Here is a 16,660-nt window from a genome sequence, read left to right as displayed (position 1 = left end):
AAACGCCGTAGTGCCGATGGTAGTGTGGGTATTACCCATGTGAGAGTAGGGTGCCGCCAGACTTTTAAATATACGAGCCCAGCAGTGATGCTGGGCTTTTTTGCATTCTAAGAATAGTTAAAAATTCTTCTGAGGGTGAGATGAGTTCATTAATCGCTTTTAATAAACCGTTTAATGTTGTGACACAATTTTCTGCACATGAGAAATATCAAACATTAAAAGATTATATATCTTTACCTGGTTTTTACCCTGCTGGTCGTTTAGACACCGATAGTGAAGGTTTGTTGCTGCTTACTAATGACGGTAAACTACAAGCAAAAATTAGCTCACCAAAATTTAAATTACCTAAAACTTATTGGGTGCAGGTAGAAGGATTAATTGATCGACAAGCCATAGATAGATTAACTCGTGGTGTGCAATTAAAAGAGTTTCATACCTCTCCGGCAATCGTGGCATCACTTGCAGAGCCAACTAATTTATGGCAACGAATACCCCCTATCAGAGAACGCAAAACTATTCCTACTTCATGGATAAGTATTACCATAACAGAAGGAAAAAATCGGCAGGTTAGAAGAATGTGTGCTGCGGTTGGATTCCCGTGTTTACGCTTAGTTCGTGTTCAGATTGGAAAATATAATTTATTCACTCATCAGTTACCGTTAGGCGAATGGCGTTCGGTTGCTATTGGTGATCTTTATCTCCGCTAACCTCATTTAACAGACAATTCTAAAAGAATTATATTTTTTGAAGGATCAAAAGGATCAATTATATGATTCTCTTTGATCGAATCCTTTGGGCTTTATTGTAAAATAAGATAAAATGATCATTAATATTGATCGTGGGATAGATTATTTATGGTTGAACAAAAGAAAGAAGGTTTTTTTTCTCGTTTAAAGAAAGGGCTTTTTAAAACTAAACAAAATATTGGATCTGGTTTTCTAAGCTTATTTAAAGGCAAAAAGATCGATGATGAGCTATTTGAAGAATTAGAAGAACAGTTGATCATTGCTGATGTCGGTTTCGACACCACGCAAAGATTAATTAGCTCGTTAACGCAACAAGCCTCAAGAAAAGAATTAAAAGATGCGGATGCATTACATGATCTATTAAAAAATGAAATGAAATCTATTTTAGATGGTGCTCAGCAACCACTTAATATAGAAAACCATAAACCTTTTGTTATTTTGATGGTTGGTGTCAATGGTGTTGGGAAAACGACAACCATTGGTAAATTAGCCCGTCAATTTCAACAACAGGGCAAATCAGTAATGCTTGCCGCTGGTGATACCTTTCGTGCTGCCGCGGTTGAACAATTGCAAGTCTGGGGTGAACGTAATAACATCCCTGTCATTGCTCAGCATATTAATGCTGACTCAGCATCGGTAATCTTCGATGCTATTCAGGCTGCAAAAGCAAAAAATATCGATGTTTTAATTGCCGATACTGCTGGCCGTTTGCAAAATAAATCTCATTTAATGGACGAATTGAAAAAAATAGTCAGAGTAATTAAAAAGCAAGATGAAACAGCACCTCATGAAATTATGTTAACTATAGATGCTGGGACAGGACAAAATGCAATTAGCCAAACAAAGTTGTTTAATGAAGCGGTTGGCGTAACAGGGATGACATTAACCAAGTTAGATGGTACCGCAAAAGGTGGCATTATATTTAGCATAGCTGATCAATTTAATATTCCAATCCGCTATATTGGCGTAGGTGAAAAAATTGAAGATTTAAGACCTTTTGTTGCTGATGATTTTATTAATGCCCTATTTGACGAAACGGAAGAATAGAGATAAATCATGATCCAATTTCAACGCGTTAGTAAAGTTTATTCGGGTGGTAAACCAGCTTTACAAAATATAACATTTACTTTAGCGCAAGGAGAAATGGCCTTTTTAACTGGTCACTCTGGCGCGGGTAAAAGTACATTAATGCGTTTAATTTGTGGATTAGAAAAAGCTAATGACGGCAAGGTATTACTGAATGGCGTTGATGTTTCCAGCTTGAAAAAAAATCAAATGCCTTTTCTGCGTCGTACCATTGGTATGATTTTCCAAGATCATCAACTATTACTCGATCATACTGTTTATGATAATGTTGCTTTTCCATTAATTATCTTAGGTAAACCTGTTGAAGAAATTAAAAGACGAGTTTCTGCGGCATTAGATAAAGTTGGTTTGATTGATAAAATGAAATTTTACCCAATACAGCTATCTGGCGGTGAACAGCAACGAGTAGGGATAGCTCGAGCAATCGTCAATCGACCTACGGTTTTACTTGCTGATGAACCAACTGGTAATTTAGATGACAAACTCTCAAAAGATATTTTGAAATTATTTGAAGAGTTTAACCAATCTGGTGTAACTGTGTTAATGGCGACCCATAACATGGGATTGATACGTCGAAAACATCATCGAATACTAAATTTAAATCAAGGACGTTTAGAGGTTAAAAGTTGATGATAAATGCGAAGGTTAAACCATCTAAACAAAAAAACAAAACCAACAACAATAGCTTTTTGGGCCGCTGGCAAAGGCAGATCAGCTACGCATGGCATAATGTGTTTAATTATTTTTACCAAAATATATTTGCTTCTCTGCTGACAATTTTGGTTATTGCTATATCAATTACTTTGCCGACGATAGGCTATTTATTATTGAAAAACGCCAATCAAGCGGCGGAACAGTGGTATCCGACGCCTAATTTAACAGTTTATATTAATAAAACATTAGATTCGGAACAAACTAATGATTTAATTGATAAATTTAAGACTATTGCTGAAGTTGAAAATGTGACTTATCTTTCTCGTGAAGATACACGAGAAGAGTTTAAAACTTGGTCTGGATTTGATGATGCTCTTGACCTACTCGATGAAAATCCATTACCAGCTGTTGCTATTGTTTTTCCAATAGAAGAAGCCAAATCTACCGATAAATTACATGATCTGCAAACACAGTTAAAAAAAATAGCGGGTGTTGATGATGTGCAACTTGATGATAGCTGGTTTACTCGATTAACCGCATTAACCAATATGGTAAAATCGATAGTGTGGACAATCTCAATTTTTATGGTTATTGCAGTATCACTGGTTATAGGTAATAGTATTCGGTTAAATATATTTGCCCGTAGGCAAACAATTATTGTTATGCAATTGATTGGTGCGACTGAAGGCTTTATTTTACGACCATTTTTATATAATGGTATTTTTACTGGATTGATTAGTGCGGTTTTGGCGTTGATTCTATCGAAAGTATTTATTCTTCAAATAGATTCAACCATGTTGCATGTATCAGATGTTTTTGGAACAATGATTAATATAAATGGGCTTTCATGGGAAGAAAGTTTGTTAATTGTTTTATTTTCGATGATTATTGGCTGGTTTTCAGCATTTATTGCCACTAAAAAGTATTTGAATAAAACGGTAATAGCTTCATAATTGTAGGTTAATCATTTACGATTTTTATCAGATGCTTTACTGCAAATATAATGATAAAAATGTGAACTAAATCACATTTTGATGGTCTAAGTTTATAGAAAGATTTTAAATTGTTACTGATGTAAAATGTAGCAAAATTAGTTTAATTTAAGGGGGAATTAAATGAGTACTGATTTAAAAATGCAAGCAGGTGCTTTAATCCCACAAGGAAATATTGAATCATATCTTCGTATGATAAATACTTATCCGATGCTAACTGCAGAGGAAGAGAAGTCTTTAGGTGAACGTCTTTATTATCATGATGATGTGGATGCAGCAAGACAATTGATTTTGTCCCATTTGCGTTTTGTTGCACATATTGCGCGTGGTTATTCTGGTTATGGTCTACCACAAGCCGATTTGATTCAAGAAGGTAATATTGGTTTAATGAAAGCCGTACGTCGTTTCAATCCTGAAATGGGTGTTCGTTTAGTATCATTTGCAGTACATTGGATAAAAGCTGAAATTCATGAATATGTACTAAAAAATTGGCGTATTGTTAAAGTTGCTACAACCAAAGCACAAAGAAAATTATTCTTTAATTTAAGAAAGAATAAACAACGCTTAGGTTGGTTTAATAGCGCTGAAGTCGATATGGTTGCTGATGAACTAGGTGTAAGTCGTAAAGACGTCTTGGAGATGGAATCACGTATGTCAGCGCAAGATATGTCATTTGATATTGATAATGATGACGATGATAATTCAATTGTCGCTCCAGCGCTTTATTTAGAAGATGGTAATTCTGATTTTTCAAAATCGATCGAAAACGATAATTGGGAAAATGATGCAACTGACAAGTTACATGATGCCTTGTCTCAATTAGACGAACGTAGCCAAGATATTATCAAAGCTCGTTGGTTAGATGCCGATGACAGTAAATCAACATTGCAAGTATTGGCCGATAAATACAGCGTTTCAGCCGAACGTATACGCCAACTTGAAAAAAATGCAATGAAAAAACTACGAGTTGCGATAGAAGCATAATTGCTTTTATTAATAACATATAAGCCCTACTTTGGTTAAAAGTAGGGCTTTTTTATATGCTGAATTTAAGTTAGTTTATAAATAAATTAAGAATTAAAATAAATATTTGAATAAATTAGTTATATTTAAATTTTTTTATACACTATAGTTTAAGATTAAATAAATAATTACCAAGAAGTTAGTTTTGATACGAGGGATAAAAATGTTAAATAATTTGCAGAGAGTTATTTTACTTAGTCTAATTACTGTTAGTTTAGTTGCTTGTAATGATAATGCTAAAAATACATCTTCTGATGAATCCATTGATACTGGTGTTATTGAATGTGATCGCTATATAAAATTAGTTCACGAATTACAATTATCATCTAAACTCCCAGCTGATCCTGAAGAATCATTAGAAACTACTATAAATCATTTTAAACAATTGATAGAAAAAAATCCCGAATCAACTAGGAGAGAATGTAATTCTGCCTATACTGCTTTGCGATCAATGAATCGCTAACCATGCAGCTTCTTGAGCATGTAATAAGGCTGTATCAAAGAAAGGAATGGCGTAATCTTGTTGGGATATTAATAAACCGATCTCCGTACAACCTAAAATCACCGCTTCTGCACCTTGTTTAACGAGTTTATCAATAATATTGAGATAAGCTTGCTTAGATTCTAGTTTAATTTGCCCAAGGCAAAGTTCGTCATAAATAATATTATTAATGATTATCCTATCTTGTTCATTAGGGATTAAAACATTTAAACCTTTTTCAATTAATTTTGATTTGTAAAAGTCTTGTTCCATGGTGTACTTAGTACCAAGTAAGGCAACCGATTTTATTTTATCTTTGATCAAATGTTTGGCGGTCACGCCGGCGATATGAATGATAGGAATTGTAATTGCTTTTTGAATTTGGTCTGCAACTTTATGCATCGTATTAGTACAAATAATAATAAAATCAGCACCGGCTAATTCTAATTTTTTGGCTGCATCAGTTAAAATAATTGCGCTTTTATCCCATTCATTATTCGCTTGGCAGCTTTCTATTTCTTGAAAATCGACACTATATAACAGAGTTTTAGCTGAATGTAATCCACCAAGCGATTTGCCAATAAATTGATTAATGACTTGATAATAAGTAACGGTACTTTCCCAACTCATGCCACCAATTAACCCAATTGTTTTCATTTCTAATACTCCATAATATTTTTACTATTAGTGATTAATTATTAGGTATAATTATTAGTATGTAAAGATAATAAATTAGAATGAAATATCATTAACTATCAAAATATTGTCGTGAATAAGTTATAAAAACCAATTGTAGCCGTTGTTTGATAAATGGATGATTATTATTAATGAAAAAATATAAAAAGTATTTCGCATTGCTCTCATTTGGATTGCTAATGTTATCATTTTCATGTTTGGCTGAACCCAAAGTGATCCATGTGCTGGTTGCGTTATGTGATAACAAATATCAGGCCATCGCTCCAGTACCTGCGGTAATTGGTAATGGTCAAGATCCTAAAAATAATCTTTACTGGGGCGCTGCTTATGGTTTTAAAACGTATTTTGCTAAACAAAAAGAGTGGCAAGTTATTCAAGTTAATAAACCTGATAACGGCAAGATATTAGAGGAGATAATTTATAAACATCAAAGCAAGGATGTCTATCTTATTGCTCAGGCATATGATGGTAAGTATATCAATGATACAGTAGATGATTTTATTAGTTACTCAGCAGGGAAACAGTCAGCGTCATTTTTAATCGATAAAACACAAATTGAGGCTGGAGCTAAAGCTAATTTAGTGGTTTACGTTGGTCATGATGCATTAATGGAGTGGTCATGGCGTAATTATTTACCGGATAGTTGGCGTTGGTATACCTTGTCAAAAGCAGAACAAGAAAAACAAAAATCACGCTATGCAGCCGTATTTGCTTGTAAAAGTCAGAAATATTTTACTCCGCCATTATCTCGATTCGGTATTACGCCACTTATTTTAACTTTGCACCGTATGGCTCCTGAAGCTTATAGTATTCATGCTATGATTAGTAGTTGGTTGGATGGTGAAGCAAAAGATGTAATAATGCTTAAAGTAGCAACAGCTTATAGTCAATATCAAAAATTAAGCAAGCCAGCGTTACATATATTTACGACAGAATATAGCCAATAATCGTGTTTAACTACTGTAAATAATTCAACTTGTTCATAAAAGGCCAATAAATATGTTGCAAATACCTAAAATAGTCATTTTAACCGGCGCAGGTATCTCTGCTGAATCAGGATTATCAACATTCCGTGCTCAAAATGGATTATGGGAAGGTCATAATGTAGATGATGTTGCTACTTACGAAGGTTATTTGCGTGATCCCATTGCCGTACATAGTTTTTATAATATGTTACGTAGTAAGTTACAAAATCCTGAGGTGAAACCCAATGCGGCTCATTTTGCTTTAGCGCAATTAGAACAGAAATTAGGCTCGGATAATGTACTAATTGTTACACAAAATGTGGATAACCTTCATGAAAAAGCCGGTTCCAAAAATATCATCCACATGCATGGCGAATTATTAAAAGTGCGTAATGAAAAAACAGGGCAAGTTTTTGCTTGTTATGATGATGTAATTTATCAAGATAACCACTTAATTCGTCCACACATTGTTTGGTTCGGTGAAATGCCCCTACAAATGGATGAAATCTATGATGCGCTATCGAAAGCTGATTATTTTATTTCAATTGGTACTTCAGGAAATGTTTATCCGGCCGCTGGTTTTGTGCAAATGGCTAATCAATTTGGCGTTAAAACGGTAGAACTTAACTTAGAGCCTAGTTTAGGTGAAAACTTATTTAATACTAAAATTTACGGTCCTGCCAGTCAAGTAGTACCTGAATATATTAAAAACTTTATGTAATGAAATATATCAGTTGAGTTGTTTTAGGTAATTTTTGCCACCTAAATTACTCATTTGCCCGCGGATCCATTCGGCCTTTTTTTGTATCTTATCATCAGGATTGGCCGGACTCCATTTTCTTGGATTTGGTAGTGTAGCCGCTAATAAACTAGCTTGATACGGTGTTAATTGGTTAGCACTGACATTAAAATAGTGTCGAGAAGCAGCTTCAATACCAAAAATACCCTCACCCCATTCAACACTATTTAAATAAATTTCAAGCGTACGTTGTTTTGACCAGATAACTTCAATCCAAACAGTAAACCATGATTCAACGCCTTTACGGATCCAACTTCGTGATGACCATAGAAAAATATTTTTTGCTACTTGTTGCGTTATGGTACTGGCACCACGGATTTTTCTATTTTTTTGATTATAAATTAGTGCCCGATTAATGGCTTTAAAATCAAAGCCCCAATGATCCGCAAAATTTTGATCTTCAGCTGCAATAACTGCAATCTTAATATTATCAGAAATCTGATCCCAATCTTTCCAAGTTCGCTGTTGGCTGATATTCCAGTGAGCGATTTTTCTTTCAACCATCAACATCGAACAAAATGGATTAACCCAGCGCATTAATAAAATAAGAAAAACCGAAACTAGCATAAATCCAATCACGATTTTTTTTATTATGCTTAACGTTTTCCTTAATGTAATTTTCATGTTAGTCCAGATACCACTAATTAAAAATGGTTGAATAAACAGTATTCTAATACAAAAAGAGTCAAGTGAGATAGGTTATATTAACCGTTAAATAAATAATTATTTATAAACATAATTATTTGTTCTGGCTCATTAATATCTAATACAGGTACGGATGTATTTAATGGCTCATTACTGGCAACGGCGATGGTAAAATCATCAATAAATAGTGGTTTTGCGATTGTGTTACGATGGCACATGATTTTGGGAATTTGCTCATCTTTAAATCCTTCAACTAATATGATATCAACATCGCTAAAATGGTTAATAAGTGTTTTTAAGTCAACGGGTTGATTGGGTGTTTCCTCAATCAATGCATAACGTTTATCACAAGCAATAATCGTTTGCTGCGCCCCAGCTTTGCGTAGCTCATAGCTATCTTTACCTGGAGTATCTAACTCAATATCATGATGGGCATGTTTTAATGAACCTACCTTAATATTTTGTGAAACCATTAACTGAATAATCTTTTTTAACAAAGTGGTTTTACCACTCCCACTATACCCCGTGATGCCAATAATTTTTTTACTATTCATCGACTCTTGCCACTAACATGTTATATTTAAAAGTAGATATTACATTATTTTATACAAGATTAAAGGCAATGGTATGTACGATTTTTTAAATGACTATAATCAAACAGTGCACCCTGATTTATTAAAAGAATTTATCGATATCAATAATAAAAAGTTGAGTGGTTATGGTTTAGATGATTGTTGTAATGATGCCATCAATCACATAAGAAAAATATTAAAATCACCGAATGCTGATATACATTTTATGGCAGGTGGAACCATGACCAATTTGACGGTGATTTCGCATATTTTAAAACCTTATCAAGCGGTGATCGCTGCTGAATCTGGGCATATCAATGTGCATGAAACTGGCGCAATTGAGGCAACAGGGCATAAAGTGGTAACGGTTAAAACCGAAGATGGAAAATTAACGCCAGAATTAATCAAACCAGTGTTAGATTACCATTGTGATGAACATATGGTACAACCAAAACTGGTGTATATTTCTAATACCACCGAATTAGGGACTATATATAGTAAGCAAGAGTTACAAAATCTGTATCAATTTTGTCAAAAAAATCATCTTTACCTTTATTTAGATGGCGCGCGTTTAGCAATGGCATTAGCAGCTAAAGATAATGATATTACTTTTCCTGACTTAGCCAAATATACTGATGCATTTTATATTGGCGGAACCAAAGTTGGTGCTTTTGTCGGTGAAGCGTTAGTATTTAATAATCATAGTATTAATCATGACTTCCGCTTTAATATGAAACAGAAAGGAGCAATTTTAGCGAAAAGTTGGATTATAGCCGTACAATTTAAAGCATTAATGCAAAATAACCTCTATCTTTCCTTAGGTAAACATAGTAATAGTATGGCTGAAAATCTCACAACCTTATTTGAAAAAGCTGGATTTACTTTTGCTGCTAAACCACAAACTAACCAATTATTTGTTAAGTTACCTAATCAATTAGCGCAAAAAATTCTTTCTGTTTATGCGGTGGATAATTTAGGGCAAAGTGATCCTGAACATATTTGCTTACGTTTTTGTACTTCATGGTCAACTCAGCAAGCTGAAATAGAAAACTTTGCTAAACAGTTAACTACGCTACTTAAAGAAGAATAGTGCGCTTTTTTATCGGTAAGTTTAGCTTTGTTGTTATCTAAATTGAGAAATAAAAACATCTAAGGAAAGAGGATTAGATGCTGTTAAATAGCTAAAAATCCCTTTTTTGTTATGCTGTGATTTAATATAAATAGATTAAAACTTCAACAGAATTGAAAATGTGTTTAGGTGTGAACTAAGTTTGTGATTAGCAAATCAACTAACTGTATTAAAAATACTAATAAACAATAATATGAAACTAAATAAAATTTTAATTTTGAGGAAAGGGGTTTTTTATAGTTTAAAATTACCGATTGGTTATTTGATATGGTTGTTTGAATGATTTAGTTATTTGTTTTGATCATAAAATTGGCGTTTTCCAGCATATCTAATGTATTAATATTGGTAAAACTGGCTGGATTGTCGCTAAAATCTACGGCAATGGCATTAATTTGCTGTAAAAATAACATCAGTTTGCGATCACCTTCTTCTAAATACTTTTTTAATTGTGGGGCGATGGATTTATTGATTAATAAAATGGTTGGGTGGTCATTTTTGCCATCAAAAGGATAGATAGCTTGGTGGGTTGTAGTGAGTTTTGCTAAACGAGTGATAAGATCATCGGGTAAAAAAGGGGTATCACAACTGACAAATAAATTCCAAGTAGTGGGACTGCGTAATAAGCCACTATAAATTCCGGCAAGAGGCCCTAGAAATCCCTGCAAATCATCACAAAATACTGGATAACCAAGCGAGCGATATTGCTCAACATGTCGGTTACAATTAATCATTAGCAAATCGACTTGTGGCTTAATTCGATCAATAACATATTGGTAAAGCGGTTTACCGGCTAATAACATCAAGCCTTTATCCTTACCATTCATACGGTTACTTTGGCCACCAGCTAAAATAATGCCAGTAATTGGCGGTTTTTCCATAAATTCTTTCTCTTTTACATTGCTAAAAAACAAAATAGCATTACTATATAGCAAAGTTATTTTTTAGTCGCAAATAACGTATATCATCACCAGTTTATGAATCTTTGTAAATGCACTATTTAAATTTAAAGTCGAGTATATAATAGATACTTTTTAATATATAGATAGTAACGAAGAAGATTAACATAAAGGTTTATATCATCGTCTTCAACTTAGTTGAATATTAAATAAGGTATTTATTATGAAATGTCATCGTATCGATGAGTTAATAGAATTATTACAACCAGCTTGGGAAAACGATTCAGATCTTAATTTATTGCAACTTTTAAATAAATTAGGAAATGAAGCCGGTTTTGATGGTGATCTTAAAGATCTTAGTGATGAAGTTTTAATTTATCATTTAAAAATGCGTAATTCAGATAAAAACGAAGCTATACCTGGATTAAAAAAAGATTATGAAGATGATTTTAAAACCGCACTATTAAAGGCACGCGGAATTATTGAAGAATAAGGAGAATTAATTAAATGAAAAAAACGCTTATTGCAATTGGAGTATTACTAACCTCTGTGACCTGTTTTGCTGATGAAGCGCCAGCAACTAGTACAAATGATACTCAGCCAGCTACAGCAAGTGCTGCTACACAGGCAGCACCGATTGAAAGTGGCAAACAATATGGTGTTTTGCCATTTCAGCCATCTCCGGATAAAGAAGTCATTGAATTCTTCTCGTTCAATTGCCCTAGCTGTTTTAAATTTGAAAGTGAATATCATGCACCAGAAATGATTGCTAAAGCTTTGCCAGAAGGGATAAAGTTTAGACGTTATCATTTAGAAAACTTTGGCGCTTTAGCTAAAGAGCTTTCTGAGGCATGGGCTATTGCTAATGTTTTAGGGATTGAAGATAAAGCCTCTGATGCGCTTTATAAAGCGGTGCAAACCGATCGTAGAATAAAAACAGCCGATGACATTAAAACCGTTTTTGCTGAGTTAGGCGTTGATGCTGAAAAGTTTGAGAAAACCCAAAAAAGTTTTTTAGTTAAAGCGTTTATAGCCCAACAAGCAGATGCAATTAAACAATTAAGCCCAGATTCCATTCCAATGGTGGTGGTTAATCGCAAGTTTTTTGTCAACTCACGTGGTCTTAATACCAGTAACACTACTGATTTTATCAAAGACTATGCTAGAGTAACTGCTTATTTAGTTGATTTAGATACGAATGTTGACGTAGAAAAAGATAAAGCTGAGAGTCAAGAGAAAGCAAAATAATCATTAATTAATGCTTCTACGGTTTTCTAAAAATATTAAAATCCCTTTGTTGGTTTTTACGACAAAGGGATTTTATTTTATTAAAAAGTCTTTATTCTCTTTCTAATGCATAAATTGGATCAAGTTTTGCAGCTCGTTTTGCCGGAACATAACCAAAAATAATACCAATCATAGTGGAACAACTGAAGGCTGCGATAATCGAAATGATAGAAAAACTCATGGCAAATGAGGTAACAAAATAATTAAAAATAAAGCCGATAATAAATGATAGAACGATACCTAAGGTACCACCAATTAAACACACTAACACAGCTTCAATTAGAAATTGTTGTAAAATATCACTAGAACGTGCACCAACCGCCATACGGACGCCAATTTCCCGAGTTCTTTCCGTTACTGATACCAGCATAATATTCATTACCCCAATACCTCCAACAATCAAAGAAATTAATGCGATAGTTGAGATCAACAAAGTTAACACCCAAGCGGAAGAATTAACGGTTTCTCTTACACTGTCTGAATTAAAGATAAAGAAATCTTTACTACCATGACGTTGCAACATAATTTTATTAATCGCTTGTTCGGCAATATTTAAATCCACATTATCATTTATTCGAACAGTAATACTTCTTAATGATGTTTGTCCAACCATGCGATTAGTTACCGTGGTGTAAGGTAACCAAATATTAAGGCTTTCATTATTACCAAATCCTTGTTGCTGTCTAGTTGCAACCCCAATAATTCTAACGGGTAATTGGCCAACCATTAAAATTTTACCTATTGGATCTTGATCACTAAACAATCTTTTAACGGTATTTTCATCAATTACCGCTTCTTGGGCTGAGGTCATTACCGCTGTTTGATCGAAGGCAATACCTTTACTGATTGTATAGCCACGTACAGCAAAAAATTGCTCGCCGACACCATTTACAGTTCCTGTAACTGCTAAATTATTAATACGAAAATAGACACTAGTAGAAAGGTTAGGTGTAGTACTATGAACAAAACTTTGTTGAGCTAGAAAATCAGCATCCGATGATCTTAGTGTAGTAATTTTATCGGCATTACGATCACCAAAACCACTACCGGCATAAATTTCTAACGTACTGGTACCTAATGAATTAATATTGGAAAGTATTTTCTGCTTCGTTCCTTCTCCTAAAGCAACCATAGAGACCACAGAAGCAATACCAATAATAATACCCAACATAGTCAAAAAAGTTCGTAATCGTTGTGACAACATAGATAATATTGCCATTTTAAACGCATCGCGAAAACGGTAATATTTAGCTGAAAAATTATCTTGAGTTTTGGTTATTTCTATTTGCTTAACTTGTCGATTATTAGCTTGTTCAGAGCAATAATTAGGATTAATTGAATCGGAAATAATATTGCCATCACTAATTTCAATAATTCTTTCGGCACTTTGGGCAATATTGGGGTCATGGGTAACGATAATGACGGTATGCCCTTGTTGATGCAACTCTCGTAAAATAGCCATGACTTCTAAACCACTTTTACGATCGAGTGCGCCAGTTGGTTCATCGGCTAATATAATTTGTCCGCCATTGATTAATGCCCGTCCAATACTTACTCGTTGTTGCTGACCGCCGGATAATTGATTGGGTTTATTATTTATTTTATCGGCAAGGCCTAAACGAGATAAAATGTTGGTGGCACGACTTTGCCGTTGTTCATTGGTCACACCAGCATAAATTGCCGGTATTTCCACATTACCTTGTGCAGTTAAGGCATTTAATAAATGATAACGTTGAAAGATAAAGCCAAAATGTTCACGACGTAACTCAGCTAATTCATCCGGCGATAATTGACTCGTAGTTCGGCCACCAATTGAATAAATTCCCTCTGTTGGCTTATCAAGACAACCAAGAATATTCATTAAAGTCGATTTACCAGAACCAGAGGCCCCTATAATGGCAACCATTTCCCCAGCATTAATGGTTAAGTTGATGCCTTTTAGAACTTGTATAGTAGAATCTCCAGCTGGAAATTCACGAATAATATTCTCAAGTTTTATTAATGGAGTATTATTGTTGGTCATCTTAGAATCTTATCCTTGGCCCTTTGTTATTTGGATTAAATGTTGCACCATTTGCACTACTGACAACGACAACTTCTCCTTCTTTAAGACCTGATTTGATTTCAACATTAATATTATTATTAATCCCTAAATTAACTTCCCGCTCTTCGATACTATTTTGATTATTCAGAACATAAACAATCGCTTTATTTTTACCAGTATTTTTTTGGATAGCTTGTGATGGAATGGCAAGGACATCTTTTGCTTCTGCTAGCACAATATAGACTTGAGCAGTCATAGAAATACGTAAAATATGATCAGGATTATCGACATCTAATAAGCCGTTATAATAAATTGCACTTTTGGTGGTCGATGACGTACTTGAATTCGCTGAGCTTTCAGTATTAATTGAGTCAGGAGCTGGTTCAATTGCCCGCAATGTTAGTCCATCAAAACGTTTGTTTGGTTGTCCCAATATAGTGAAATAAACCGGCATTCCTTTTTTAACACCGATAACATCTGCTTCGGAAATTTGTGCTTCAATAGTCATTTTGTCCAGTTGGGCAACTTTAACAATTGTTGGTGCACTTTGTACCGAGTTTACGGTTTGCCCTTGATCAACTGGAATCGCAACAATAACACCATCAATCGGTGAACGTATTTTAGTATAGCCTAAATTGACTTTTGCTGTATCAACTGCGACTTGAGCACTAACAATATCTGCATCAAGAGCGGCAATATCGGCTTTAATTGCATCAAGATCTGCTTTGGCAGAATCTAAATCAGATTGGACGCCAACCCCTTTTTTAACCAACTTTAATTGACGTTCATAGGTTAATTGATAATTGACTAATTTTGCTTGCTTCGAGGTTCGTTGGGCTTCTAAGCTGTTAAGAGACGCCTCGGATTGTTTAAGATCATTGCTTTGCTTAAGATCATCAATCTCAGCAATCATATCACCTTGTTTAACCTCATCACCGAGCTCAACATACAATTTTTTAATTTGCCCAGAAACTTGCGCACCAACGCTAACTTGTTTGAAAGCACTTATAGTGCCATCAGCAAGTACCGTTTTCTCAATATTCGCTTTAGTGACCGTTGACGTTATATAATTAATATTTGGTTCAGCAGGAAACAAAATTAATTTTGCTATATAAAGCAGAACAAAACCAATAACCGTAATAACGATGGATTTAACGCTTAAGAATTTTGCCAATCTTTTCATCCTTTTATTTCTTTTGTTATTTTTTTGAGCATTGTAACGTATTAATTTAATTTGCGATGATAACTAAAGACAATAAATTGTAATTTTTATGAAAATTAACTAGTTTTGGTGCTAAATTTTGTTTTAAAAAACCCCTTTCCTCAAAATTTTTTGCAAAAATTTTAATAATCATGTGATAGCAATGTAGATCCGTATTAGGAATTATTGGCGATTGCGTTATAATGGCGCCAATTTTTTTACTGGTTAAAGATATTATAGCAATGGCATTAAAAATAACCGAAAAGTGTATTAATTGTGATATGTGTGAACCCGAGTGCCCAAATGAGGCTATCTCAATGGGGTTTGATACTTATGAAATTGATCCAAATAAATGTACTGAATGTGTTGGTTATTATGATCATTCGACTTGCCAGCGAGTTTGTCCGATTCAAAATGCGATTATTGCCGATCCTGATTATGTCGAAAGCCAAGAGCAGTTATTGGAAAAATTCAAGCAACTAACCCATTCTTCTTAATTAGTTGATTTTACCTCTATGCGTAATTCTTTTGGAATTTCAAAGGTGATATTTTCTGAAATTCCTTCGGTTTCAACCAATGATGTACAACCTAGACTTTTTAGGTGATCGATAACTTGCTTAACCAAAATATCTGGCGCTGATGCCCCAGCTGTTACACCGATAGTCCGAGCATTAATTAGCCACTCAAGATTAATATCGGATGCGAAATCAATCAAATAAGCGTGTTTACTGTTTCGCCTTGCCAGTTCAGCTAATCGGTTTGAGTTTGACGAGTTTTTCGAACCAACTACTAAAACCACATCGGCTTGAGATGATAGCTGTTTAACCGCTTGTTGCCGATTGGTGGTCGCATAGCAGATATCATTTTTACGAGGGCTGCGAATATTCGGAAAGCGATTTTTTAAAGCTGAGATTATCTCAGCAGTATCATCAACGGATAACGTTGTTTGGGTTGTAAAACAGAGGTGCTGGTCGTTTTTTACTTGCAAGTTCTGCACATCTTCAATGGATTCAACTAAATAAATACCACCTTCAGGATTGCTATACTGCCCCATAGTACCATCGACCTCAATATGACCCGCGTGACCAATAAGAATAACTTCTTCTCCTCGATAGCTTGCTCTAGCAACTTCCATATGAACTTTGGTAACTAAAGGACATGTTGCATCAAATATCCGTAGTTGACGACGTTTAGCTTCATCTCGAACCGCTTTAGATACGCCATGGGCGGAAAAAATAAGGATACTATCATCAGGTACTTCATTAATTTCTTCAATAAATATTGCGCCTAACTCTTTAAGACGATTAACCACGTAGCGGTTATGCACGACTTCATGGCGCACATAAACCGGTGCGCCAAACAGTTCGATTGCTCGTTCAACGATGGTTATTGCTCGATCTACACCTGCACAAAAACCACGTGGATTAGCGAGAATAATCTGCAT

18 protein-coding genes and 1 pseudogene are annotated in these 16,660 nt (G+C 34.5%); 12 read left to right on the top strand and 7 right to left on the bottom strand.

The window, feature by feature from the left end:
• Positions 1–140: 140 nt before the first annotated feature.
• From H3T54_RS10620 to H3T54_RS10595, 6 genes and pseudogenes are all read left to right on the top strand, one after another.
• Positions 141–707, top strand: a complete 567-nt coding sequence (locus tag H3T54_RS10620; protein WP_198222374.1) for a pseudouridine synthase — start codon at positions 141–143, stop codon at positions 705–707.
• 162 nt (positions 708–869) lie between these two features.
• Positions 870–1,793: pseudogene (ftsY, locus tag H3T54_RS10615) on the top strand (signal recognition particle-docking protein FtsY); the annotation flags it as partial.
• Between the two features lie 9 nt (positions 1,794–1,802).
• The gene (ftsE, locus tag H3T54_RS10610) at positions 1,803–2,462 is read left to right on the top strand and encodes a cell division ATP-binding protein FtsE (RefSeq protein ID WP_198222376.1); all 660 of its coding nucleotides are present in this window, start codon (positions 1,803–1,805) and stop codon (positions 2,460–2,462) included.
• Positions 2,462–3,439, top strand: a complete 978-nt coding sequence (ftsX, locus tag H3T54_RS10605; protein WP_110446886.1) for a permease-like cell division protein FtsX — start codon at positions 2,462–2,464, stop codon at positions 3,437–3,439. The genes ftsE and ftsX overlap by 1 nt, the downstream gene beginning before the upstream one ends.
• Before the next feature lie 162 nt (positions 3,440–3,601).
• Complete coding sequence (gene rpoH / locus H3T54_RS10600) at positions 3,602–4,462, top strand: RNA polymerase sigma factor RpoH (protein ID WP_086360144.1); 861 nt, start codon at positions 3,602–3,604, stop codon at positions 4,460–4,462.
• A gap of 202 nt (positions 4,463–4,664) precedes the next feature.
• The gene (locus H3T54_RS10595) at positions 4,665–4,964 is read left to right on the top strand and encodes a hypothetical protein (RefSeq protein ID WP_110446887.1); all 300 of its coding nucleotides are present in this window, start codon (positions 4,665–4,667) and stop codon (positions 4,962–4,964) included.
• Here the strand turns inward: H3T54_RS10595 and H3T54_RS10590 are convergent.
• Complete coding sequence (locus H3T54_RS10590) at positions 4,950–5,639, bottom strand: aspartate/glutamate racemase family protein (RefSeq protein WP_110446888.1); 690 nt, start codon at positions 5,637–5,639, stop codon at positions 4,950–4,952. The two genes, H3T54_RS10595 and H3T54_RS10590, sit on opposite strands and share 15 nt — an antisense overlap.
• 170 nt (positions 5,640–5,809) lie before the next feature.
• Here H3T54_RS10590 and H3T54_RS10585 point away from each other — a divergent pair, with 170 nt between their 5' ends.
• Both H3T54_RS10585 and cobB read left to right on the top strand, forming a co-directional pair.
• Positions 5,810–6,625: a hypothetical protein gene (locus H3T54_RS10585; protein WP_198222378.1), complete on the top strand. Its 816-nt coding sequence runs from the start codon at positions 5,810–5,812 to the stop codon at positions 6,623–6,625.
• A gap of 52 nt (positions 6,626–6,677) precedes the next feature.
• Positions 6,678–7,364 carry a Sir2 family NAD+-dependent deacetylase gene (gene cobB, locus H3T54_RS10580; RefSeq protein WP_110446890.1) on the top strand — a complete coding sequence of 229 codons (687 nt, stop codon included), beginning with the start codon at positions 6,678–6,680 and terminating at the stop codon, positions 7,362–7,364.
• A 9-nt stretch (positions 7,365–7,373) separates the two neighbouring features.
• On the opposite strand, the gene mtgA is transcribed toward cobB, so the two are convergent.
• Both mtgA and mobB read right to left on the bottom strand, forming a co-directional pair.
• Positions 7,374–8,066 carry a monofunctional biosynthetic peptidoglycan transglycosylase gene (gene mtgA / locus H3T54_RS10575; RefSeq protein WP_110446891.1) on the bottom strand — a complete coding sequence of 231 codons (693 nt, stop codon included), beginning with the start codon at positions 8,064–8,066 and terminating at the stop codon, positions 7,374–7,376.
• A gap of 80 nt (positions 8,067–8,146) precedes the next feature.
• Positions 8,147–8,641 carry a molybdopterin-guanine dinucleotide biosynthesis protein B gene (gene mobB, locus H3T54_RS10570; RefSeq protein WP_198222380.1) on the bottom strand — a complete coding sequence of 165 codons (495 nt, stop codon included), beginning with the start codon at positions 8,639–8,641 and terminating at the stop codon, positions 8,147–8,149.
• Positions 8,642–8,714: 73 nt separating this feature from the next.
• Here mobB and H3T54_RS10565 point away from each other — a divergent pair, with 73 nt between their 5' ends.
• Positions 8,715–9,749, top strand: a complete 1,035-nt coding sequence (locus H3T54_RS10565; protein WP_198222381.1) for a low specificity L-threonine aldolase — start codon at positions 8,715–8,717, stop codon at positions 9,747–9,749.
• Between the two features lie 323 nt (positions 9,750–10,072).
• On the opposite strand, the gene mobA is transcribed toward H3T54_RS10565, so the two are convergent.
• Positions 10,073–10,666 carry a molybdenum cofactor guanylyltransferase MobA gene (gene mobA, locus H3T54_RS10560; protein WP_198222383.1) on the bottom strand — a complete coding sequence of 198 codons (594 nt, stop codon included), beginning with the start codon at positions 10,664–10,666 and terminating at the stop codon, positions 10,073–10,075.
• A gap of 241 nt (positions 10,667–10,907) precedes the next feature.
• Between mobA and H3T54_RS10555 the strand changes: the two genes are divergently transcribed.
• A complete protein-coding gene (locus H3T54_RS10555; protein ID WP_110446895.1) occupies positions 10,908–11,177 on the top strand; it encodes a YihD family protein in 270 nt (89 codons plus the stop codon).
• Between the two features lie 14 nt (positions 11,178–11,191).
• A complete protein-coding gene (locus H3T54_RS10550; RefSeq protein ID WP_198222385.1) occupies positions 11,192–11,932 on the top strand; it encodes a DsbA family protein in 741 nt (246 codons plus the stop codon).
• A gap of 91 nt (positions 11,933–12,023) precedes the next feature.
• Here H3T54_RS10550 and H3T54_RS10545 read toward each other — a convergent pair whose 3' ends face one another.
• Together H3T54_RS10545 and H3T54_RS10540 are read right to left on the bottom strand one after the other, a co-directional pair.
• Entirely contained in the window at positions 12,024–13,994 is a 1,971-nt protein-coding gene (locus H3T54_RS10545) for a MacB family efflux pump subunit (RefSeq protein ID WP_198222387.1), read from the bottom strand.
• A gap of 1 nt (position 13,995) precedes the next feature.
• A complete protein-coding gene (locus H3T54_RS10540; RefSeq protein ID WP_110446898.1) occupies positions 13,996–15,198 on the bottom strand; it encodes an efflux RND transporter periplasmic adaptor subunit in 1,203 nt (400 codons plus the stop codon).
• 260 nt (positions 15,199–15,458) lie between these two features.
• Between H3T54_RS10540 and H3T54_RS10535 the strand changes: the two genes are divergently transcribed.
• Positions 15,459–15,713 (top strand): YfhL family 4Fe-4S dicluster ferredoxin, encoded by a 255-nt coding sequence (locus H3T54_RS10535; RefSeq protein WP_086359926.1) that lies wholly within the window; start codon positions 15,459–15,461, stop codon positions 15,711–15,713.
• On the opposite strand, the gene ispH is transcribed toward H3T54_RS10535, so the two are convergent.
• Positions 15,710–16,660, bottom strand: a complete 951-nt coding sequence (gene ispH / locus H3T54_RS10530) for a 4-hydroxy-3-methylbut-2-enyl diphosphate reductase (protein WP_198222389.1) — start codon at positions 16,658–16,660, stop codon at positions 15,710–15,712. The genes H3T54_RS10535 and ispH overlap by 4 nt on opposite strands.

The organism is Gilliamella sp. B14384G10 (assembly GCF_016101685.1).
In the GTDB taxonomy this organism is placed as follows: Bacteria; Pseudomonadota; Gammaproteobacteria; order Enterobacterales; family Orbaceae; genus Gilliamella; species Gilliamella apis_A.
Note: the sequence above shows the minus strand (reverse complement) of the source record. Positions and strands in the feature narration are given on the sequence as shown.

Excerpts from the sequence above, each read along its gene's own strand:
- H3T54_RS10620 (WP_198222374.1), top strand. The coding sequence starts at position 141 with ATGAGTTCATTAATCGCTTTTAATAAACCGTTTAATGTTGTGACACAA.
- ftsE (WP_198222376.1), top strand. The coding sequence starts at position 1,803 with ATGATCCAATTTCAACGCGTTAGTAAAGTTTATTCGGGTGGTAAACCA.
- ftsX (WP_110446886.1), top strand. The coding sequence starts at position 2,462 with ATGATAAATGCGAAGGTTAAACCATCTAAACAAAAAAACAAAACCAAC.
- rpoH (WP_086360144.1), top strand. The coding sequence starts at position 3,602 with ATGAGTACTGATTTAAAAATGCAAGCAGGTGCTTTAATCCCACAAGGA.
- H3T54_RS10595 (WP_110446887.1), top strand. The coding sequence starts at position 4,665 with ATGTTAAATAATTTGCAGAGAGTTATTTTACTTAGTCTAATTACTGTT.
- H3T54_RS10590 (WP_110446888.1), bottom strand. The coding sequence starts at position 5,639 with ATGAAAACAATTGGGTTAATTGGTGGCATGAGTTGGGAAAGTACCGTT.
- H3T54_RS10585 (WP_198222378.1), top strand. The coding sequence starts at position 5,810 with ATGAAAAAATATAAAAAGTATTTCGCATTGCTCTCATTTGGATTGCTA.
- cobB (WP_110446890.1), top strand. The coding sequence starts at position 6,678 with ATGTTGCAAATACCTAAAATAGTCATTTTAACCGGCGCAGGTATCTCT.
- mtgA (WP_110446891.1), bottom strand. The coding sequence starts at position 8,066 with ATGAAAATTACATTAAGGAAAACGTTAAGCATAATAAAAAAAATCGTG.
- mobB (WP_198222380.1), bottom strand. The coding sequence starts at position 8,641 with ATGAATAGTAAAAAAATTATTGGCATCACGGGGTATAGTGGGAGTGGT.
- H3T54_RS10565 (WP_198222381.1), top strand. The coding sequence starts at position 8,715 with ATGTACGATTTTTTAAATGACTATAATCAAACAGTGCACCCTGATTTA.
- mobA (WP_198222383.1), bottom strand. The coding sequence starts at position 10,666 with ATGGAAAAACCGCCAATTACTGGCATTATTTTAGCTGGTGGCCAAAGT.
- H3T54_RS10555 (WP_110446895.1), top strand. The coding sequence starts at position 10,908 with ATGAAATGTCATCGTATCGATGAGTTAATAGAATTATTACAACCAGCT.
- H3T54_RS10550 (WP_198222385.1), top strand. The coding sequence starts at position 11,192 with ATGAAAAAAACGCTTATTGCAATTGGAGTATTACTAACCTCTGTGACC.
- H3T54_RS10545 (WP_198222387.1), bottom strand. The coding sequence starts at position 13,994 with ATGACCAACAATAATACTCCATTAATAAAACTTGAGAATATTATTCGT.
- H3T54_RS10540 (WP_110446898.1), bottom strand. The coding sequence starts at position 15,198 with ATGAAAAGATTGGCAAAATTCTTAAGCGTTAAATCCATCGTTATTACG.
- H3T54_RS10535 (WP_086359926.1), top strand. The coding sequence starts at position 15,459 with ATGGCATTAAAAATAACCGAAAAGTGTATTAATTGTGATATGTGTGAA.
- ispH (WP_198222389.1), bottom strand. The coding sequence starts at position 16,660 with ATGCAGATTATTCTCGCTAATCCACGTGGTTTTTGTGCAGGTGTAGAT.